The organism is Streptomyces sp. NPDC087859 (assembly GCF_044742595.1).
Classification (GTDB): domain Bacteria; phylum Actinomycetota; class Actinomycetes; order Streptomycetales; family Streptomycetaceae; genus Streptomyces; species Streptomyces canus_F.
Window position 1 is genome coordinate 360,340 of sequence record NZ_JBIUUU010000007.1, and the last position, 20,672, is coordinate 381,011.

A 20,672-nucleotide genomic window follows, 5' to 3' on the forward strand; every position below is an offset into this window, starting at 1 on the left:
GGCTCAGGCGAACTCGGGGGCCGCGGGCGCCGGTCCGCCGAGGGCGTCGCGCCGCTCCGGCAGCCGCAGCGAGACCATCCGGCGCCATCCCCCGGCGCGTTCGTACGCGTATACGGCATGGATGCCCGCAGCGAGGACGGCCGACTTGGCGGTCGGCCAGCCCAGGATGCGGCCCATGTGGGCCATGACCGCGAGGCTGACGTCGCGGTAGACGCGGATCTCGGCGAGCGCACACTCCCGCAGCGCGCGCTGGATGGCCCGGCCGTGCCCCGCGGAGGCGAAGCGCAGCAGCTCCTCGTGGCAGTAGGCGAGGTGGTTGTCCTCGTCGTTGGAGATCATCTTCACGGCGCGGCCGAGGTCGGGATGGTCGGCGAAGTGCTTGCGCAGCAGTTCCATCTGCTCGGAGGCGCGCTGCTCGGTGACGCGGCTGTGGGCGAGGTAGGTGACGATGTCCTGCACGGTCAGTGGCTTGTCGGCCTTGAGCTTGTCGTGGGCGAGACCGATGCCGTGGTGCTCCAGGAGCATGGTGTAGTCGGTGTCGGGCGGTACGGGGACCGGCTCGAGGCCGCGCTTCTTCATCAGGGCGTTGAAGATCCGCCCGTGCTTGTCCTCGTCCGCGCCGTGCCGGGCGATCTTGGGGGCGAGGGCGCGCTCGCCGTCCGGGACGAGCGCGGCGATGCGGGCGTTCTCCCAGCCGCCCTGTGACTCCCCGCTGGCCGCGATGGAGCAGAACAGACGAAAGGACTCGTCGTTGTCGATGATCTCCTGGAACAGACTCTTGGCCGAAAGCATCGTGGGCACCTCTCTGCGGGACTCCGCGGCATTCCGCAAAGAACGAGTCAAATGCGGCGCGAGGGGTGCTGCAACAGCTGTGTCGGACAACTCCGCCAAAAGGAGGACCCCGCGCGTCACGACAGGGGCGTAACCACACGGGCGCAGGCGCGTTGTTCTGCGTGACGGCCGTGGCGGGGAAGACCCCCGAGCCCCCACCACGGCCGCAGAAACCTCCGGCGCGAGTTACGCGAGTCCGGCCCGCTCCAGGGCCTCGGACCCGGCCCGCAGCGCGGTGATCCGCTCGTCCAGCGTGAAGCCCGCGGGGGCGAGGCTCAGCGTGGTGACGCCCGCCGCCGCGTACTCCTTCATCCGGTCCGCGATGCGGTCCACGGAGCCGAGCAGCGCCGTCTTGTCGATCAGGTCGTGCGGGACGGCCGCCGCGGCGCCCTGCTTGTCGCCGGACAGGTACTTCTCCTGGACCTCGGCGGCCGCCGCCTCGTAGCCCATGCGCTGGGCGAGCTGGTTGTAGAAGTTCTGCTTGGCGCTGCCCATGCCGCCGACGTACAGCGCGGTGTAGGGGCGGAAGGTGTCGGCGAGGGTGGCCACGTCCTTGTCCTCGCCGAGGGCGAGCGGGAGCGTCGGGTGGACGTCGAACCCGTCGAGGGTCTTGCCCGCCTTCGCGCGTCCCGCGCGCAGGTGCTTGAGCGTCGTCTCCTCCAGGTGCTCGGCGGACGGGAAGATGAGGAGCGCGCCGTCGGCGATCTCGCCGGTCTGCTCCAGGTTCTTGGGTCCGATCGCGGCGATGTACAGCGGGATGTGCTCGCGCTCCGGGTGCACGGTCAGCTTGAGCGGCTTGCCGGGGCCGCCGGGAAGCGGCAGCGTCCAGTGCTCCCCTTCGAACGACAGACGCTCGCGCGTCATCGCCTTGCGGACGATCTCGACGTACTCACGCGTGCGTGCCAGCGGCTTGTCGAACTTGACGCCGTACCAGCCCTCGGAGACCTGTGGCCCGGAGACGCCGAGGCCGAGGCGGAAGCGGCCGCCGGAGAGCGAGTCGAGGGTGGCGGCGGTCATCGCGGTCATCGCCGGCTGGCGGGCCGGGATCTGGAAGATGGCCGAGCCGACGTCGATGCGCTCGGTCTGCGCCGCGACCCAGCTGAGCACGGTGGCCGCGTCGGAGCCGTAGGCCTCGGCGGCCCAGCACACGGCGTACCCGAGTCGGTCGGCCTCCTGGGCGACGGCGAGATTGTCCGCGTCCATTCCGGCGCCCCAGTAGCCGAGGTTGATGCCGAGCTGCATGGCCGATTCCCCTTACCCATCAGTAACGTCCCTGGTTTCCCGACCTTAGCGCGGGGTGTGCGGATCGGGGCAGCTGGCGGCCGTGTTCTTCCGCCCACATGAACGCGGGTGTCGCTGACGGAAACTGGTTGTCCACAGGCCCCCACACCGCTGGTTCAGGCCAGTAATGTCGGCGTTCATGGAGCAGAGGCATCTCGGCCGCACCGGCCTGCGTGTGTCCCGCATCGGACTCGGAACCCTCACGTGGGGCAGGGACACCGACGAGCACGACGCCGCGGACCTCTTGAAGACGTTCTGGGAAGCGGGCGGGAGCCTCGTCGACACCGCGGACGTGTACGGCGACGGGGAGTCCGAGTATCTGCTCGGACGCCTCATAGAAGGGCTGATCCCGCGCCGGGATCTGGTCATCTCCACCAAGGCGGGCAGCGTGCCCGACCCGGACCGGCGCTTCGACGGCTCGCGCGGCCACCTGCTCTCCGCGCTGGACGCCTCGCTGGCCCGGCTCGGCACGGACTACGTCGACGTGTGGCAGGTCCACGCCTACGACCCGGACACCCCGCTGGAGGAGACCCTCCAGGCGCTCGACCTCGCGGTCAGCAGCGGCCGCGCGCGGTACGCCGGGGTCTCCAACTTCTGCGGCTGGCAGCTCGCCAAGGCCGCGACCTGGCAGCTGGCGGCCCCGGGCACCCGGACCCGGCTGGCCGCGACACAGCTGGAGTACTCGCTGCTCCAGCGGGGCATCGAGCGCGAGGTGCTGCCCGCCGCGCTGGACCTGGGCATCGGACTGCTCCCGTCGTCCCCGCTGGGCCGCGGAGTGCTGACGGGCAAGTACCGCAACGCCACGCCGGCCGACTCGCGGGGCGCCTCGGACCACCTCGCCCCCTTCGTCGCGCCGTACCTCGACGACACGGCCGGGCACATCGTGGACGCCGTGCAGACCGCCGCCGACGGGCTCGCGGTGACCCCGCTCCAGGTGGCCCTCGCCTGGGTCCGCGACCGGCCCGGCGTGACCGCCCCGATCGTCGGCGCGCGCAACGCGCAGCAGCTCACGGCGGCATTGTCAGTGGAGGCCCTTAGTCTTCCTGACGAGATCTGCCGGGCGCTCGACGATGTGTCGGCGCCCGTGCACCGCTATCCCGATCACGACTGGAGCACGCTGTGAGCACGGAGCCGGAGCCCACGGAGGAGACCGAGCCGCAATCGCCGGACACCGCGAAGGACGCGGTCGCCGTCGACGCCGAGACGGTCGCGGACGACGGGGCCCAGGCGCCCGCGGTCGCCGAGGGCGACTCGGACCAGGCGGCCGGTGAGGCTTCGGCGTCCGACGGCGAGCAGGGCGAGGCCGCGGCGAAGCTGTCCGAGGCCGCCGCTGAACTCGCGGCGCAGAAGCTCGAGCGGGAGCGGATCGCCCGGCGCAAGGCCGAGAAGCAGGGCCCCCTCGAGGCCGGGGCCAAGCTCAGCGGGAAGGCCGCCGATCTGCTGGCCGCCGTGCGGGCCGTCGAGAGCGGGGACAGGCCCGCCGCGACCGTCTTCGCCGAGCCCGAGCCGCCGCGCAGGCCCGCGCCCGAGCCCCTGCAGCGTCCTCGGCCGGTGACGGCCGACGCGCCCCCGGCTCCCGCGGCGCAGACCGTCGAGTCCGTCCGGCGGGTACTGGCCGACGGCGGTGCGCCCGAGGCCCTCGTCCCGCAGGTCGCCGCCGCGCTCGGCGAAGGCGCCGCCGAGCAACTGCGCGAGGACCCCTGGCAGTTGCTGCGGGTCGCCGGGGTGCGGCCCGAGCAGGCCGACGGGTTCGCGCGGGCACTGCTCGGCGCGGAGTGCGGTCCGGACGACGAGCGGCGGGGCCGGGCGGTGACCGTCTGGCTGCTGGAGCAGGCGGCCCTGGCCGGGCACACGGCTCTCGAACTTCCCACGCTCACGGCGGCGTTGGGCAAGCAGGGGGTGCCGGATGCCGACGCGGCCGTCCAGAGCACCCTCACGGAGGCCGAGGCGCTGGTCTTCCAGGACGCCCTCGATCCGCGGGCCCCAGAACCGGAGGAGGGCGAGGAGCGCCCGGTCCGCGTCCTGGTGGGCCTGGAGCGGTACGCGATGGCGGAGGAGAGCCTCGCCGACGGACTGGCCCGGCTGATCAACTCCGTACCGAAGCAGGACGGTTCCGCCGAGGACTGGGAGCGCGCCGCCGACTCGGCCAAGGGCTCCGCCGGCGAACTGATCCGCGCGGTCGCGGGCCACGGCCTGGTCCTCCACACCGGCGGCGAGGCATCCCTGGCCGAACCCGCGGCTCTGCTCCACGCGGCCCGTGAACTCGGCCTGCGTGCCTGGGCGACAGCCCACGGCCCGCTGGGACGGGACCGCTTCGCGGCCCTCGCCTCCGACGACACCGCCACCACCGTCACGGGCCTCCTCTCCGGGGCCCAAGGCCCCGGCCGCGATGCCGACGGTGCGCTCGATCTCGACCTCCTCGTGGTGCTCGACGCGCCGCAGCTGGACGTGGAGAGCGCGGCGCTGCTGACGGAGTCGCTGCCGGACGGGGCGCGGCTGGTGCTGGCCGGGGACCCGGCGGTGCTGTGGTCGGCGGGTCCGGGGCGGGTGTTCGGTGATCTGCTCGCCGCGCGCGTCTGCCCCCAGATCGCCTCCCGGCGGCCGGACCCGGGCCCGCTCGGCGAGCTGGTCTCCGGTATCGGCATCGGCGAGTTGAACCAGGTCGAGGCCCCCGGCAAGGAGGTCGTGATCGTGCCGGCGCGGGACGCGGGCGAGGCCGTGCACCGCACCGTGCAGCTGGTCGCCGACTCGGTGCCGCGGGCGATCGGTGTTCCGCCCGAGGAGACCCAGGTGATCACGCCGGGCCATGGCGGCGCGGCCGGCACCCGCACCCTCAACGCGGCCCTCAAGGAGCGGCTCAACCCCGGCCCCGGCCGCTTCGGCGGCTTCGACCCCGGTGATCGCGTCGCCTACTCCCCCACGCCGGGCCGCACCGTGCCGGGCCGCGTGGTGAAGGCCGACGCGGAGGGACTCCATCTCTCCTGCGCCGGCGAACCCGTCGTCGTACCGAAGGACCGTGTCGAGGAGTCCGTACGCCACGGCTGGGCCCTCACCGCCCACCAGGCGGCCGGCGGCCGCTGGCCCGCGGTCGTCGTGGTCCTGCCGGGCGACGCGACCCAGGCCCTGACCCGACCGTGGGTCTACACGGCGTTCAGCCGAGCAGAGCGCCACCTCTCCGTGGTCCAGGGCGCGGACCAGGCCCTCCCCAGGGCAGTGGCCGAGATCCAACCGAAGCCCCGCACCACCCGCCTGCCCGTACTGCTCGGCACTCAGGTACCAACGCCCGGCTGACCCACCCAAGGGGCGCGGGAAACTGCGCGACCGCACCAACCACGCCCCGCACACGCCGACGGCGGCGGCCACGGAAACCCTCCGCGACCGCCGCCGCCCAAGCCCAGCGCAGCGCAGCGCTAAGCGTGACGTTCCAGATCCTCGTCCTCGTCCAGCTCCGCGTCGAGATCGTCCAGCTCGTCCTCGCCGTCATCGACATCGCCGTCATCGATCTCGTCGTCGAACACCGCGCTGACGTCGAACCGGCACACCACCCGCTGCGCGTCGATCTGCTCGAACGGCCCCGCCAGCCACTCACCGGGATCCGCCTGCTCGTCCGCCGCGGTCACCCACAGCGTGGAGTCGCCCTCCTCCAGGCCGAACTCCTTGTGCCGGGAGGCGATCTCGTCCGGTTCGAACTCTCCGAACAGGATGCCCAACGCTCCGTGCACCGTGCCGGCGGCCTCCGCACCGTCCTCGTAGTCCGCCGCCTCGATCCGCTGCGCCTGGGCGAGCAGCCGCTGCGGCTCCGCCACCGCGTAGTCACGACGGATCAGCACGCTCACCGCATGCGGCTCCTCGGGGCCGATGTACGGCGGAAGCGCGTCCTCCGTGCCGGGGATCTCGAAGGGGGTGACCTCGTCGTAGCGGTCGTAGAGCAGCTCGTCGTACGTCTCGGCGGCCGCGGCGAGCTCGTTGAACGCCTCGTACACGGCCGGGTCGTCCTCCCCCGACCGGCGTTCGACCGCGGCCAGGTGGCGGTCGAGCGCGGTCTTGACCGCCTCGGCGGCGGCACGTACCTCGGCAGCGGTGGGCTGCACAGCATCAGACATAGTGCAGACGCTATCCGTACCGGGCCCCAGCCCGCACAATAGATGCGATGCCGGAATACGAATTTGTCGACGTGTACGTGCCGCGCGGGGTCTCCCGCAAGGACGCCACCCGACTGCTGACGGACCATGCCGAGTACGGACACTGGGAGTTGGACCGCCTGAGCCTGCTGCGTGACGGAAGCCGCAGGGTGCGGCTGCGCCGCAGGATCATCCGCCAGGTTCGTGCCACCTGGTGAGATGACGCGACGAAAACGGAGCGGGCCCCGCCGATGCGGGGCCCGCTCCGTCATGCGCCGTGTCCGCTACGCGGCTGCCCGTGCCTTGCGGTAGAGCACCGCGCCCGCCAGCAGCGCGCCCGCCCCGACCGGCAGGGTGAGCCCCAGCGGGAGGTCGCTGCCCGTGTGGGCGAGCTGGGTTTCGCCGTGCGGCTGGGCGACCGTCTGCGTACCGGGGTGGTTGCCGCCCGGCGAGCCCGGCGTCTGCCCACCCGAGGACGGCGGTGTGCCCGGGGATCCGGGGTTGCCCGGCCCCATGGGGTTGCCCGGCTCCACGGGGTTGCCCGGGTTGTTCGGCTGCCCGGGGTTGCCGGGCTGGTCCGGGCCGCCGGGGGGCGTCTGACCGCCGCCCGGGGGTGTGCCGGGGTGCCCGCCGCCGGAGCCGTCGTTCGCGCAGTCGTTGCCCGTGGTGGGGTTGCCGATCCCGATGATGTCGACGCTGTTGCCGCAGACGTTCACCGGGACGTGCACCGGGGCCTCGACGTGGTTGCCGGAGCCGACGCCCGGCGAGCCGCTCGCGTGACCGTCGGACGACGAACCGCTGCCGCCGGAGCCACCCCCGTACCCGCCGTCGTCGCCGTACCCGCCGGACGATCCGCTGTGGTTGGCGCACTTGTTGCCCATGGCCGGGTTGAGCACCCCGACCACGTCGACGGTGTTGCCGCAGACGTTCACCGGCGCGTGCACCGGCGCCTGCACCGTGTTGCCCGACAGCACGCCGGGCGAGTTCGAGCTCGATCCGTTCGCGGCCGAGTCGGCGTGGGCGGCACCGCCCGCGGCGGCGATCACGCCGGTCGCGGCCGCCACGGTCATCAGGCCTTTGCGGGTGACCTGTCGCATTCCTGAATTCCCCCTGCCTTTTCGATTCCGACCTGCAATGCTCGTGAAAAGACCGGTCGGCCCCGGAGCGCATGGCGCGCGCTCCGGGGCCGGCGGGTGTCAAACGACCCTCAGCGGATCGATGTCACTTGTTGATGCAGGTGTTGCCGAAGGCGGGGTTCAGCAGACCGATCACGGAGATCGTGTTGCCGCACACGTTCACCGGGACGTGGACGGGCACCTGAACGACGTTGCCGGACAGGACACCCGGGGAGTGCACCGCAGCACCCTGGGCACCCGCGTCGGCGACGGCCAGGCCCGCACCCGCGAGAACCAGGCCACCAGTGGCAGCCGCAGCGGCGACGACCTTCTTGATCATTATTCCTCCTTGTTGGCAAAAGCGATCTCGTGTTGCCGATCGCATCACCTGTAACGAGGAGGGAGTAATGAAGCTACGAGCCTATGAGTGCATTCACTCTTCTCATTCGTCTCCGCACGGGCTGTCGAATAGCGACGTCAATTCTCGGCCTGCCGCCGTCAGGACGCGTCGATGAACCGGTCGAGCACCCGCACACCGAACTTGAGCCCCTCCACGGGCACGCGCTCGTCGATGCCGTGGAACATCCCGGCGAAGTCGAGCTCCGGCGGCAGCTGGAGCGGCGCGAAGCCGAAGCAGCGGATGCCGAGGTCGTCGAAGGACTTGGCGTCGGTGCCGCCGGAGAGCATGTAGGGCACGGCGCGGGCGATCGGGTCCTCGGCGCTCAGGGCGACCTGCATGGCGTCGACGAGCCTGCCGTCGAAGTCGGTCTCCAGGGCCTTGTCGCCGTGCACGTCCTCGCGGCGCACGCGCGGACCGAGGATGCGGTCGAGGTCGGCGAGGAACTCCTCCTCGTAGCCGGGCAGGAAGCGCCCGTCGACGTGGGCGGTGGCCTGGCCGGGGATGACGTTGACCTTGTAGCCGGCGCCGAGCATGGTGGGCGCCGCCGAGTTCCGCAGCGTGGCGCCGACCATCTTGGCGATGCCGCCGAGCTTGGCGAGGGTCTCGTCCATGTTCTCGGGGTCGAGCTCGGTGCCGAGCGCGTCGGAGAGCTCGTCGAGGAAGGACCGCACGGTCTTGGTGACCCGCACCGGCCACTTGTGCCGCCCGAGCCGGCCGACGGCCTCGCACAGCTCGGTGATCGCGTTGTCGTTGTTGGTCATCGAACCGTGGCCGGCCGTGCCGTCCACGGTGAGCCGCATCCAGTGCATGCCCTTCTGGGCGGTCTCGACCAGGTAGAGCCGCAGGTTCTCGTTGACGGTGAAGGAGAACCCGCCGACCTCGCCGATCGCCTCGGTGACGCCCTCGAAGAGATCGGGGTGCTTGTCGACGAGGTACCGGGCGCCGTACGTGCCGCCCGCCTCCTCGTCGGCGAGGAAGGCCAGGACGATGTCGCGCGGGGGCTTGCGGCCGCTGCGCAGCCGGTCGCGGACGACCGCGAGGGTCATCGCGTCCATGTCCTTCATGTCGACGGCGCCCCGCCCCCACACGCATCCGTCGGCGATCTCGCCGGAGAAGGGGTGGTGGGTCCAGTCCGCCGCGTTGGCCGGTACGACGTCGGTGTGCCCGTGGATGAGCAGGGCCGGCTTGGAGGGGTCCTCACCCTCGATGCGGGCGACCGTGGAGGCGCGCCCCTGGTGCGACTCGAAGATCTGCGGTTCGAGGCCCACCTCCGCGAGCTTCTCGGCGACGTACTCGGCCGCCTTGCGCTCGCCCGGGCCCGAGTGGTCGCCGTAGTTGCTGGTGTCGATCTGGATCAGCTCACGGCAGAGGTCCACGACCTCGTCCTCGCCGGTGACGTGCCTGGTCGTGTCCGTCCCGCTCACGCTGGTTCCTCCCGCTGTCACTGCTGGTGGTTCCCCTCATCCTCCCCCTCCGACCGGCCGCGCCCAAGAGCGGACCCGGCCCGTCACACGCCGTTCACGCCGGGACGAGGGGGTGATCGGGGCACCTCGAAAGCCTGGTAATGTTTCCTCTGTCGCCGCGAGGGGAACCCCGCGCGACAGACACCTTGTCCGGGTGGCGGAATGGCAGACGCGCTAGCTTGAGGTGCTAGTGCCCTTTATCGGGCGTGGGGGTTCAAGTCCCCCCTCGGACACCAGCTGAAACCCCTGTTGATCAGGGGTTTTTTGCTTTTCCCACGACCACCGGCACCGATCTCGCCGAAGAAGATCACCTTCTTGATCACCAACGCTGACGGCACACCAACAACAGCTGAACTCGAGACGTACACCCGGTAAACAAAAGCGCCAACTCGGCCTGTTCCCGGAGCTCTTGGGCGATGTGGGGCATGTCTCGTCCGGAGCCCGGAGCCGCAGGTCAGACCGTGTGCGGCCGGTTCGGGCAGCCACCCGGACGGGCCCCTGCGGTGGCCGCTCCCGGGGCACGGACCTAGCGTCGTACTAAAATTTCCGGCTTGTTACGGAGCTGGACCCGGACAACCCCAGGCAGACCTGAGGGCCCGCCAGCGCCCCGGGGCTTCCGGGATCGAGACGCGAGGACCGATGGCAGCCACACACGAGAGCAGTGCTCTCGGCCTGCTCGAGGACGAGATCCGCGAGCGGTTCGGCGATACGGCACGTTTCTCCGGGGGCCCCGCGGCCTCTCCGCGCACCCTCGTCGACGTCTTCGACGCGTCGGTGCGGTCCTACCCGGACGAGCCCGCGCTGGACGACGGTACGACCTGCCTGACCTACCGTGCGCTCGCCGTGGAGGTCGAGCGGCTGCGCCGCCGGCTCGCGGACGCCGGGGTCGGGCTCGGCGACCGGGTGGGGGTCCGCGTTCCGTCCGGGACCAACGACCTCTACATCGCGATTCTCGCCGCGCTCGCCGCCGGTGCCGCCTACGTCCCGGTGGACGCCGAGGACCCGGACGAGCGGGCCGAGTTGGTGTTCGGGGAGGCGGACGTGCGGGCCGTCGTCGGAGCCGGTCACGAACTGACCGTCACCGGACGCGGCGAGCTCCCCGCCGCGCGGCCCGGCGTCGAGCACGACGCGTGGATCATCTTCACCTCCGGATCGACCGGGAAGCCCAAGGGCGTCGCCGTCAGCCACCGCAGTGCCGCCGCGTTCGTGGACGCCGAGGCCGCGCTGTTCCTCACGGACGACCCCATAGGTCCGGCTGACAGGGTCATGGCGGGGCTGTCGGTCGCCTTCGACGCGTCCTGCGAGGAGATGTGGCTGGCGTGGCGGTACGGGGCCTGTCTGGTGCCGGTGCCGCGTGCGCAGGTCAGGAGCGGTGCCGATCTGGGGCCCTGGCTGGTGGAGCAGGAGATCACCGTCGTGTCGACGGTGCCGACGCTGGCCGCGCTCTGGGAGCCGGAGACCCTCAACGACGTGCGGCTGCTCATCTTCGGCGGTGAGGCCTGTCCGCCCGAGCTGGTGCAGCGGCTGGTGACCGAGGGGCGCGAGGTCTGGAACACGTACGGGCCGACCGAGGCGACCGTGGTGGCCTGTGCCTCGCTGATGAGCGGCGAGGAGCCGATCCGGATCGGGCTGCCGCTGGACGGCTGGGAGCTGGCCGTCGTCGACGAGTCCGGGACGCCGGTACCGATGGGCGCCACTGGGCAGTTGGTGATCGGCGGGGTCGGGCTCGCCCGGTACCTGGACGCCGAGAAGGACGCGGAGAAGTACGCGCCGCTGGAGTCGCTGGGCTGGGACCGGGCGTACCGCAGCGGTGACCTCGTCAAGGCGGATCCGGAGGGGCTGGTATTCCTCGGGCGGGCCGACGAGCAGATCAAGCTCGGTGGGCGTCGTATCGAGCTCGGCGAGGTCGACGCCGCTCTCCAGGCGTTGCCGGGGGTCGCGGGAGCGGCCGCCGCCGTGCGCACCGCCCGCAGCGGCAACCAGCTCCTCGTCGGGTACGTCGTCACGCAGGACGGCTGGGACCAGGCGACGGCCGTCGAGAAGCTGCGGGCCGAACTGCCCGCGGCCCTGGTGCCGTTGCTGGCGCCGGTCGACGAACTGCCGACCCGGACGTCGGGCAAGGTGGACCGTGCCGCCCTGCCGTGGCCGCTGGAGAACCTCGAGACCAGTGGTCCCGCCGAGCAGCTCTACGGCACCGAGGCATGGCTCGCCGAGCAGTGGAGCGAGGTGCTCGGCATCCCCGTGTCGAGCGCGCGCGACGACTTCTTCGCGATCGGCGGCAGCAGCCTCGCCGCCGCCCAGCTCACCACACGGCTGCGCACCCGCTACCCGAGCGCGGCCGTCCTCGACATCTACCAGCAGCCCGTGCTGCGGAAGCTGGCGCGGCACCTGGAGAAGTCGGCGCAGGACGACGGGTCCGCGCGGATCGTCGCCCCGGTCCCGGTGCGCGCCCAGGCGATCCAGCTCCTCGCCATGGTCCCCCTGTTCACCCTGCTCGGGCTGCGCTGGACCGTGGTTCTGGCCGCGCTGGGCAACGTACTGCCCTATGCGTGGCTGCCGACCGCCTCCTGGTGGCTGGTGGGGGCGGCGGCGCTGGCGCTGTTCAGCCCGCCCGGCCGGCTCGCGATCGCCGCGGGCGGGGCGCGGCTGCTGCTGCGGGGTGTGCGGCCGGGACGGTACGCACGCGGTGGCGGTGTGCATCTGCGGCTGTGGGCGGCCGAGCGGCTGGCGGAGTTCAGCGGGGCGACCTCGCTGACCGGGTCGTGGCTGGAGCGGTACGCGCGGGCGCTGGGCGCCAAGATCGGCCCTGATGCCGACCTGCACTCGCTGCCGCCGGTGACCGGCATGCTCAAGCTGGGCCGCGGTGCCGCCGTCGAGTCCGAGGTGGACCTGTCCGGGTGGTGGCTGGACGGCGACCGGCTGGAGATCGGCCCGGTCAAGGTGGGCGCGCACGCGGTCGTCGGGACGCGCAGCATCCTCTTCCCGGGGGCGCGGGTCGGCAAGCGGGCCGAGGTGGCCCCGGGTTCGGCGGTCACCGGGCAGATCCCCACCGGTCAGCGCTGGGCGGGCGCGCCCGCGGTCAAGCTCGGCAAGGCCAAGCGGAACTGGCCCAAGGAGCGGCCGCGCAAGGGCACGTACTGGCGGGTGATGTACGGCGTGACGGGCTTCGCGCTCACCGCGCTGCCGGTGCTGGCCGGAGTGGTCGCGTTCCTGGTCGGTCGTGTGTTCTTCACGCCGGACGCACCCCTGGCGGGCGCGGCCGCGGCCCTCGTACCGGCGACGCTCGCCTTCGGGCTGGCGTACGCGCTGCTGATCCTGGTCGCCGTACGCCTGCTCAGCCTGCGGCTGCGGGAGGGCACCCACCCGACCCACAGCCGGGTCGGGTGGCAGGCGTGGACCGTCACGCAGCTGATGGACCGCTCGCGCGAGACCCTCTTCCCGCTGTACGCCGGGCTGGTCACGCCGGTGTGGCTGCGGCTGCTCGGGATGCGGATCGGGCGGGGTGCGGAGGTGTCGACCGTGCTCGCCCTGCCGAGCCTGACCACCGTCGGCGAGGGCGCGTTCCTGGCCGACGACACGCTGACCGCGCCGTACGAGCTCGGTGGCGGCTGGATGCGGATCGGGCGGGCGGAGATCGGGCGGCGGGCCTTCCTCGGGAACTCGGGGATGACCGCGCCGGGGCGGTCCGTGCCGGACGGCGGGCTGGTCGGGGTGCTGTCGGCGACGCCGAAGAAGGCGAAGAAGGGCAGCTCGTATCTGGGGCTGCCGCCGGTGAAGCTGCCGCGGGCCGCCGCCGGCGGGGACCAGAGCCGGACGTACGACCCGCCCGCGCGGCTGCTGTGGGCACGGGGTCTGGTCGAGCTGTGCCGGATCGTGCCGGTGTTCTGCTCGGCGGCGATCGGGGTGCTGACGGTGGCGACGCTGTGCGCGCTGGGTGTGTGGGCGTGGGCGCTGGCGGGCCTGGTGCTGCTCGCGGCGGGTGCCGTGGCCGGGCTGGTGTCCGTCGTCGCGAAGTGGCTGCTCGTGGGGCGGCACCGCAGCGGGGAGCATCCGCTGTGGAGCGGCTTCGTGTGGCGCAACGAGCTCGCGGACACGTTCGTCGAGGTCGTGGCGGTGCCGTGGCTGGCCGGTTCCGTGCCCGGTACGCCGCTGATGACGGCGTGGCTGCGGGGGCTCGGTGCGCGCATCGGCAAGGGCGTCTGGGTGGAGAGCTACTGGCTGCCGGAGACGGATCTGGTGACGCTGGAGGACGCGGCGACGGTGAACCGGGGCTGCGTGCTCCAGACGCACCTCTTCCACGACCGGATCTTGCGGACGGATACTGTGGTCCTCCGTGAGGGCGCGACGCTGGGTCCTGGCGGGATCGTGCTGCCCGGCAGCACGATCGGGGCCCGGACGACCCTGGGCCCCGCGTCGCTCGTCATGGCAGCGGAGTCCGTCCCCGACGACACCCGTTGGCTCGGCAACCCGATCGAGGCATGGCGTCCCTGAACGCCGGCCACTCGGCACGGGAGAGCGGTGCACCCGAGCGGAGTGGTGGCATGGCACAGGGAGTAGACACAGCGGTGGCGGTTCAGCAGGCGGCGGGTTCGGACCCGTATTTCCCGGAGAACGGTGACGGGCGGTACCGGGTGCACCGGTACGAGCTCGCGCTGGACTACCGCCCGGGCCCGAACCGGCTGTCGGGCACGGCCCGGATCAACGCCATAGCGGGACGGTCGCCGCTGGGCGAGTTCTTCCTGAACCTGGCCGACTTCAAGGTCGGCCGGGTGCGGGTGGACGGCCGGCAGCCGCACTACACGCACCGTGGCGGCAAGCTGCGGATCCGGCCCGCGAAGCCGGTCCGGCCCGGGGCCGCGTTCACGGTCGAGGTGCAGTGGGCGGGCAATCCCAAGCCGGTGAACAGCCCGTGGGGCGGCCTGGGCTGGGAGGAGCTGGAGGACGGGGCGCTGGTGGCGAGCCAGCCGGTCGGGGCGCCGTCCTGGTACCCGTGCAACGACCGGCCCGCGGACAAGGCGTCGTACCAGATCTCGATCACGACGCCGTCGGCGTACTCGGTGGTGGCGGGCGGGCGGCTGCTGACCCGTACCACGAAGGCCTCCACGACGACCTGGGTGTACGAGCAGTCGGCGCCGACGTCCAGCTATCTGGTGGGGCTGTCGATCGGCAAGTACCAGACGGTGCTGCTGGGCGACCCCGGGCTGGGCGGGGTGCCGCAGCACGGGCACATTCCGTCGCATCTGCTCCCGCAGTTCTCCAGGGACTTCGCGCGGCAGCCGCAGATGATGGACCTGTTCCAGGAGCTGTTCGGCCCCTACCCCTTCGACGAGTACGCGGTCGTGGTGACGGAGGAGGAGCTCGATGTCCCCGTCGAGGCACAGGGGTTGTCGCTGTTCGGCGCCAACCACGTGGACGGGGCGCGGGGTTCGGAGCGGCTGGTCGCGCACGAGCTGGCCCACCAGTGGTTCGGCAACAGCGTGTCCATCGCGGACTGGCGGCACATCTGGCTGAACGAGGGGTTCGCGAAGTACGCCGAGTGGCTGTGGTCGGAGCGGTCGGGCGGACGGACGGCCCAGCAACTCGCCGCCGCCGCGCATCGGTTGCTGTCGGGGCTCCCGCAGGATCTGAAGCTGGCCGATCCGGGCCGCAAGTCGATGTTCGACGACCGGCTCTACGAACGGGGCGGGCTGACCGTGCACGCGGTGCGGTGCGCGATGGGCGACGTGGCCTTCTTCCGCATGCTGCGGGGGTGGGCGGGGCTGCACCGGAGCGGGGCCGTGACCACGACGACGTTCACCGCGCACGCCTCGCGCTTCTCGGCCGAGCCGCTGGACGAGGTGTTCCAGGCGTGGGTGTACGGGACGGCGCTGCCGTCGGTGCCCCTGCCGGAGACACGGGCGGCCGGCTAGTTCCGGGAGAATGACGGCCATGAGCACGCGTACCTGCCCCTGCGGCCTGCCCGAGCCCTACGCCAAGTGCTGCGGCCGCTATCACTCCGGCGCCGCCGCCGCGCCGACAGCCGAGGCGCTCATGCGGTCCCGGTACTGCGCCTTCGTCCAGCAGGACGCCGCCTATCTGCTGCGGAGCTGGCATCCGCGGACGCGGCCGGCGAGCCTCGACTTCGACGCGGGCATGCGGTGGACCGGTCTGGAGATCCTGGGCACCGGTGACGGCTCCGCGTTCCACTCCGTGGGGACGGTGACCTTCCGGGCCTCGTTCCGGGGCGGATCGCTGCATGAGCGGAGCCGGTTCGAGCGGGTGGACGGGGCGTGGGTCTACGTGGACGGGGACTTCCTGGAGTGATGTCCGCGCGTCCGTCTCCCCCCGGTCACGGTGCGAGGATGTCCAGCTCCTGAAGCGCCCCCACCGTGATCTCCCGGGTCAGGGTCTCCGCGCGGACCGCGTCGCCCGCGCGGACCGCCTCGGCGACCTGGACGTGCAGGGTGACGGCGGCCGGGTCGGGGTCCTCGAACATGACCTCGTGATGGGTGCGGCCGGCGAGGACCTCGGCGACGACGTCCCCGAGGCGGGCGAACATCTCGTTGCCGGAGGCGTTGAGGATCACGCGATGGAAGGCCACGTCGTGGATCAGATAGCCCTCGAGCTGGTGGCCCCGTGAGTGGGCGACCATGCCCAGCGCGCACTCGGTGAGTTCGGCGCACTGCTCCGCCGTGGCGTTCTTCGCCGCAAGGCCCGCCGCGACCGGTTCGAGCGCGGAGCGCAGGACCGTCAGTGACCGCAGCTGCCGGGGGCGGTCGGAACCGGCCAGGCGCCAGCGGATGACCTGCGGGTCGTAGACGTTCCACTGCGCCTTCGGACGGACCGTGACGCCCACGCGGCGGCGGGACTCGACCAGGTGCATGGACTCCAGGACGCGGACCGCCTCCCGCATCACCGAGCGGGACACATCGAACTGCTGGGCCAGTTCGTCCGTGCGCAGAACGCTGCCCGGCGGGTACTCGCCCGCGGTGATCGCGGGGCCGAGGGATTCCAGTACTTGGCCGTGCAGCCCCCGGCCCGATGTGCTCATGCACTCAGCGTACGCGTCAGGTCACGGACTCAAAAAGTCAGACTTATTCATCACAGACTCTTGAATTTGTCGTACCTAATGCGTTTCAGTTGCGTCGACGCCCGAGGGCGTCCACGTGTCGATGAAGACAGCAGACAGTGAGGCAGCGATGAACACCCCCCATGTCGTCGTGGTGATGGGCGTCGCGGGCACCGGCAAGACCACCATCGGTCCGCTGCTCGCCGCCCGTCTCGGCGTCCCCTACGCCGAGGGCGACGACTTCCACCCGCCGGCCAACATCGCCAAGATGACGGCCGGCACCCCGCTCACCGACGAGGACCGGTGGCCCTGGCTGGACGCCATCGGCGACTGGGCGGACGGCCGGGCGGGACTCGGCGGGGTGGTCAGCTGCTCGGCGCTGAAGCGCTCGTACCGCGACCGGCTGCGCGCCGCCGCTCCCGGGCTCGTCTTCGTGCACCTCGCGGGCGATCGCGCCCTCATCGAGGACCGCATGTCCCATCGGCAGGGGCACTTCATGCCGACCGCGCTGCTCGACTCCCAGTTCTCGACCCTCCAGCCGCTGCAGGAGGACGAGGCGGGAGTCGTGGTGGACGTCACCGGCAGCCCCGAGGAGATCACCGGCCGGGCCGCGAAGGCCCTGACCGAACTCCCGTAACCCCCCGCGCAAGACCCCCTCCCCCATCCCCGTACCTGCAAGGGAACCCCCGTGACCAGACTCAGCGTCGAGTTGCTGGCAGCGGACCCGGTCGAGCCCATCACCTCGGCCGGTCACGCTCAGCTGGGCATCGCAGTCCTGGCGGGCATCGCCGTCATCGTTGTGCTCATCACGAAGTTCAAGCTCCACGCGTTCCTGTCGCTGACCATCGGCTCGCTGGCGCTGGGCGCGTTCGCCGGAGCGCCGCTCGACAAGGTCATCGCCAGCTTCACCGGCGGTCTCGGCACCACCGTCGCCGGCGTGGGCGTGCTGATCGCGCTCGGCGCGATCCTCGGCAAGATGCTCGCCGACTCCGGCGGCGCCGACCAGATCGTCGACACCATCCTCGCCAAGGCGGGCGGCCGCTCGATGCCGTGGGCGATGGTGCTGATCGCCTCGGTGATCGGTCTGCCGCTGTTCTTCGAGGTCGGCGTCGTGCTGCTGATCCCGGTCGTGCTGATGGTCGCCAAGCGCGGCAACTACTCGCTGATGCGCATCGGCATCCCGGCCCTCGCGGGTCTGTCCGTGATGCACGGCCTGGTCCCGCCGCACCCCGGCCCGCTGGTCGCGATCGACGCGATCGGGGCCGACCTGGGTGTCACGCTGGCGCTCGGCGTGCTCGTCGCGATCCCTACGGTGATCATCGCCGGTCCGGTGTTCTCCCGGTACGCGGCCCGCTGGGTGGACGTCCCGGCGCCGGACAAGATGATCCCGCAGCGCCCGTCCGAGGACCTCGAGAAGCGTCCCGGTTTCGGCGCCACGCTGGTCACGATCCTGCTGCCGGTCATCCTGATGCTCTCCAAGGCGCTCGTCGACATCGTCATCGACGACCCCGAGAACACCACGCAGCGGGTCTTCGACGTCATCGGTTCGCCGCTGATCGCCCTGCTCGCCTCGGTGCTCCTCGGCATCTTCACGCTGCTGCGGCCCGCCGGGTTCGGCAAGGAGCGCCTCACGCCGCTGGTCGAGAAGGGCCTCGCGCCCATCGCCGGCATCCTCCTGATCGTCGGCGCGGGCGGCGGCTTCAAGCAGACGCTGATCGACACCGGCGTGGGCGCCATGATCCTGGACATCTCCGAGGACTGGTCGATCCCGGCGCTGCTGCTGGCCTGGCTGATCGCGGTGGCCATCCGGCTCGCGACGGGTTCGGCGACGGTGGCGACCGTGTCGGCCGCGGGGCTCGTGGCTCCGCTGGCCGCCGACATGTCGACGACCCACGCGGCTCTGCTGGTCCTCGCCATCGGCGCCGGCTCGCTCTTCTTCAGCCATGTCAACGACGCCGGGTTCTGGCTGGTCAAGGAGTACTTCGGCCTGACCGTCGGCCAGACCATCAAGACCTGGTCCGTCATGGAGACGATCATCTCGGTGGTCGCCGGTGGTCTCGTCCTGCTGCTCTCGCTGATCATCTAGGGATACGGGAGTACGACGATGAGTCACCCTCTGTTCGACATCAGCGGCCGGACCGCCCTGGTCACGGGCTCCAGCCGGGGCATCGGACTCGCCCTGGCCCGGGGTCTCGCGGAGGCCGGCTGCACGGTCGTCCTCAACGGGCGGGACGGCGAGCGGCTCACCAAGGCCGCCGCCGAACTGCCCGGCGACCGCGTCCACACGGCCGTGTTCGACGTGACCGACGGCGCCTCGGTGGCCGCCGGGATCGCGGACGTCGAGGAACGGGTCGGCCCGCTCGACATCCTGGTCAACAACGCGGGCATGCAACTGCGCGCCCCGCTCCTGGAGTTCACCGACTCCGACTGGCACCGCATCCTGGACACCAACCTGACCAGCGCGTTCCTGGTCGGCCGGGAAGCGGCCCGGCGGATGACGGCACGCGGCCACGGCAAGATCGTCAACATCTGCTCGCTGCAGAGCGAGGTGGCCCGCCCCGGCATCGCGCCCTACGCGGCCACCAAGGGCGCGCTGAAGATGCTCACCAAGGGCATGTGCGCCGACTGGGGTCCGCAGGGCGTCCAGGTCAACGGTCTCGGCCCCGGCTACATCGAGACCGAGCTGACCCAAGCCCTCGTCGAGGACGAGGAGTTCAGCTCCTGGGTGCGTCGCCGCACCCCGGCCGGCCGCTGGGGCCGTACGCAGGACCTGGTGGGCGGGGTGCTCTTCCTCGCCTCTCCCGCCGCGGACTTCGTCAGCGGGCAGATCCTGTACGTCGACGGCGGAATGACAAGCGTGCTGTGATGACTCTCGGTTGTGTGATCCATGGGCAGGGCGATCTGCGGGTCGAGGAGTTGGCGGCACCCTCGCCCGGTCCGGGGCAGGCCCTGGTCGCGGTCCGCTACGGCGGGGTCTGCGGCTCCGACCTCCACTACTGGCGGCACGGCGGGGTCGGGGACTTCCGGCTGCGGGAGCCGATGCTGCTCGGCCACGAGGTGGTCGGGACGGTCCTCTCGTACGGTGCCGGAGCGTCAGGTCCGGTTCCCGGTACGGCTGTCGCGGTGCACCCCGCCACTCCCTGCGGGGTGTGCCCGGAGTGTGCCGACGGTCGGCGCAACGTCTGCCGCGACACCCGCTACCTCGGCAGCGCGGCCCGCTTTCCGCACGTCCAGGGCGGGTTCGCGGCCCAAGTGGTGGTGCCCGCAGAGCAGTTGAGGCCGCTCCCGGACGGGCTGGACCTTCGCCGGGCGGCTCTCGCCGAGCCCCTGTCCGTCGCGCTGCACGCGGTGCGGCGGGCCGGGGCGGTCGCGGGGAAGCATGTGCTCGTCACCGGGGCCGGGCCCATCGGCTGTCTGGTGGTCGCGGCGGCGAAGGCGGCCGGCGCGGCCCGGGTGACGGTGACGGATCTGCTGCCCGCGGCTCTGCGGTACGCGGAGACCGCCGGCGCCGACACCGTCGTACGGGCCGACGATCCGGATGATGCCGGGTGGCCGTCCGAGGTGGACGTGGCCGTCGAGGCGTCCGGGGTCGCGGCCGGGCTGGAGACCTGTCTGCGGCTGGTGCGGCGCGGGGGTGTGGTCGTCCAGCTCGGGATGCTGCCGCCGGGGCAGTCGCCGTTCGCCGGAAATCTGGTCGTGAGCCGGGAGATCGAGCTGCGGGGGGCGTTCCGTTTCGACGGGGAGTTCGACGCGGCGCTGGAACTGCTCGCGGCCGAGCCGTCGTTCGACGGTCTGGTCAGCGCGGTGGTCCCGGTCCGGGAGGCGGAGTCGGCGTTCGCGCTGGCCGCGGACCGGAACGTGTCCTGCAAGGTGCTGCTGGACTTCGCGGGCTGACCCGGTCCGCCGCCGGCAGCGGAACCGGGCCGGCCGCTCCCCGGCGTCGTGCCGGGCTCCCGGGCCGCCTGTGGTCGCCGGTGCGTAAACGGAACCGGCGGTTCACCGGCTCGCAAGATCCTGCACCCGGCTTCGCCCTTCTTCGGCTTCCCTGTCGGCGCGGTCGGCCCGATGATGGGAGGCCCCTGGGAACGGCATCCCAGGGGCGACCGTGTCGGGGGGCGTCATGGCGGTTTCCCTCGGGGTGCGTATCTCGGGGCTGCTCGTCGTCGGAACGGTGGCGGTGGCCGCCGCGGCCTTCACCGGTGACGGGAGTGACACGTCGGACAGAGGCGACGGCGGGGGAACGATCGTCACGGTCGGTCCCTCGGGCCGTGCGCCGGCGGGGCGTACCGGCTCCCCCTCCCCCGTCGTCCCGGCGCGGCCCAGGCCCGACGGGCACGTGAACAGCCCCACCACGACTCCCGCGCCGCTGCGGAGCCCGGACGCCTCGCCCACCCCGGCACCCACTCCCGCTCC

Annotated in this window: 17 protein-coding genes and 1 tRNA gene; 11 read left to right on the top strand and 7 right to left on the bottom strand. The window is 71.9% G+C overall.

Translation table 11 applies throughout. The features are described 5' to 3' along the window. Window positions 1-3 precede the first annotated feature (3 nt). Together ACIOHP_RS19375 and ACIOHP_RS19380 are read right to left on the bottom strand one after the other, a co-directional pair. Window positions 4-792: a ferritin-like domain-containing protein gene (locus ACIOHP_RS19375; RefSeq protein WP_401888881.1), complete on the bottom strand. Its 789-nt coding sequence runs from the start codon at window positions 790-792 to the stop codon at window positions 4-6. A 225-nt stretch (window positions 793-1,017) separates the two neighbouring features. Beyond that, window positions 1,018-2,073: an LLM class F420-dependent oxidoreductase gene (locus tag ACIOHP_RS19380; protein WP_401888883.1), complete on the bottom strand. Its 1,056-nt coding sequence runs from the start codon at window positions 2,071-2,073 to the stop codon at window positions 1,018-1,020. Between the two features lie 178 nt (window positions 2,074-2,251). Here ACIOHP_RS19380 and ACIOHP_RS19385 point away from each other — a divergent pair, with 178 nt between their 5' ends. Continuing rightward, a complete protein-coding gene (locus ACIOHP_RS19385) occupies window positions 2,252-3,235 on the top strand; it encodes an aldo/keto reductase (protein WP_361486871.1) in 984 nt (327 codons plus the stop codon). Further along, a complete protein-coding gene (locus tag ACIOHP_RS19390; protein ID WP_401888886.1) occupies window positions 3,232-5,403 on the top strand; it encodes a helix-hairpin-helix domain-containing protein in 2,172 nt (723 codons plus the stop codon). The genes ACIOHP_RS19385 and ACIOHP_RS19390 overlap by 4 nt, the downstream gene beginning before the upstream one ends. 119 nt (window positions 5,404-5,522) lie before the next feature. Here ACIOHP_RS19390 and ACIOHP_RS19395 read toward each other — a convergent pair whose 3' ends face one another. Continuing rightward, on the bottom strand, window positions 5,523-6,215 hold the full coding sequence (locus ACIOHP_RS19395) for a hypothetical protein (RefSeq protein ID WP_401888888.1): 693 nt from the start codon (window positions 6,213-6,215) through the stop codon (window positions 5,523-5,525). 47 nt (window positions 6,216-6,262) lie between these two features. On the opposite strand from ACIOHP_RS19395, the gene ACIOHP_RS19400 reads away from it, so the two are divergent. After that, window positions 6,263-6,451 (top strand): DUF5703 family protein, encoded by a 189-nt coding sequence (locus tag ACIOHP_RS19400; protein ID WP_005485166.1) that lies wholly within the window; start codon window positions 6,263-6,265, stop codon window positions 6,449-6,451. A 66-nt stretch (window positions 6,452-6,517) separates the two neighbouring features. On the opposite strand, the gene ACIOHP_RS19405 is transcribed toward ACIOHP_RS19400, so the two are convergent. The 3 genes from ACIOHP_RS19405 to ACIOHP_RS19415 form a co-directional block, all read right to left on the bottom strand. Beyond that, window positions 6,518-7,330 (bottom strand): chaplin family protein, encoded by an 813-nt coding sequence (locus tag ACIOHP_RS19405; RefSeq protein ID WP_401888891.1) that lies wholly within the window; start codon window positions 7,328-7,330, stop codon window positions 6,518-6,520. 124 nt (window positions 7,331-7,454) lie between these two features. Continuing rightward, window positions 7,455-7,688: a chaplin ChpH gene (gene chpH / locus ACIOHP_RS19410; RefSeq protein WP_093774589.1), complete on the bottom strand. Its 234-nt coding sequence runs from the start codon at window positions 7,686-7,688 to the stop codon at window positions 7,455-7,457. A gap of 158 nt (window positions 7,689-7,846) precedes the next feature. Next, a complete protein-coding gene (locus tag ACIOHP_RS19415; RefSeq protein WP_401888894.1) occupies window positions 7,847-9,172 on the bottom strand; it encodes a M20/M25/M40 family metallo-hydrolase in 1,326 nt (441 codons plus the stop codon). Between the two features lie 187 nt (window positions 9,173-9,359). Between ACIOHP_RS19415 and ACIOHP_RS19420 the strand changes: the two genes are divergently transcribed. The 4 genes from ACIOHP_RS19420 to ACIOHP_RS19435 all read left to right on the top strand — a co-directional run bounded on the left by ACIOHP_RS19420 (window position 9,360) and on the right by ACIOHP_RS19435 (window position 15,514). Next, window positions 9,360-9,447, top strand: a tRNA-Leu gene (locus ACIOHP_RS19420). Window positions 9,448-9,850: 403 nt separating this feature from the next. Further along, a complete protein-coding gene (locus ACIOHP_RS19425; RefSeq protein WP_401888897.1) occupies window positions 9,851-13,702 on the top strand; it encodes a Pls/PosA family non-ribosomal peptide synthetase in 3,852 nt (1,283 codons plus the stop codon). 74 nt (window positions 13,703-13,776) lie between these two features. Beyond that, a complete protein-coding gene (locus ACIOHP_RS19430; RefSeq protein WP_361549114.1) occupies window positions 13,777-15,120 on the top strand; it encodes a M1 family metallopeptidase in 1,344 nt (447 codons plus the stop codon). A gap of 10 nt (window positions 15,121-15,130) precedes the next feature. Further along, window positions 15,131-15,514, top strand: a complete 384-nt coding sequence (locus ACIOHP_RS19435; protein WP_401888900.1) for a YchJ family protein — start codon at window positions 15,131-15,133, stop codon at window positions 15,512-15,514. 25 nt (window positions 15,515-15,539) lie between these two features. On the opposite strand, the gene ACIOHP_RS19440 is transcribed toward ACIOHP_RS19435, so the two are convergent. Next, on the bottom strand, window positions 15,540-16,241 hold the full coding sequence (locus ACIOHP_RS19440) for a FadR/GntR family transcriptional regulator (protein WP_361549030.1): 702 nt from the start codon (window positions 16,239-16,241) through the stop codon (window positions 15,540-15,542). A gap of 148 nt (window positions 16,242-16,389) precedes the next feature. Between ACIOHP_RS19440 and ACIOHP_RS19445 the strand changes: the two genes are divergently transcribed. From ACIOHP_RS19445 to ACIOHP_RS19460, 4 genes are read left to right on the top strand one after another with little or no spacing between them, the layout of a single operon-like run. After that, complete coding sequence (locus tag ACIOHP_RS19445; RefSeq protein WP_361549028.1) at window positions 16,390-16,896, top strand: gluconokinase; 507 nt, start codon at window positions 16,390-16,392, stop codon at window positions 16,894-16,896. A 51-nt stretch (window positions 16,897-16,947) separates the two neighbouring features. Continuing rightward, entirely contained in the window at window positions 16,948-18,345 is a 1,398-nt protein-coding gene (locus ACIOHP_RS19450) for a GntP family permease (RefSeq protein WP_401888904.1), read from the top strand. Window positions 18,346-18,363: 18 nt separating this feature from the next. Then, on the top strand, window positions 18,364-19,125 hold the full coding sequence (locus ACIOHP_RS19455) for a glucose 1-dehydrogenase (protein ID WP_267016329.1): 762 nt from the start codon (window positions 18,364-18,366) through the stop codon (window positions 19,123-19,125). Continuing rightward, complete coding sequence (locus ACIOHP_RS19460) at window positions 19,125-20,153, top strand: L-idonate 5-dehydrogenase (RefSeq protein WP_401888907.1); 1,029 nt, start codon at window positions 19,125-19,127, stop codon at window positions 20,151-20,153. Before ACIOHP_RS19455 ends, ACIOHP_RS19460 begins: the two co-directional genes overlap by 1 nt. Window positions 20,154-20,672 lie beyond the last annotated feature (519 nt).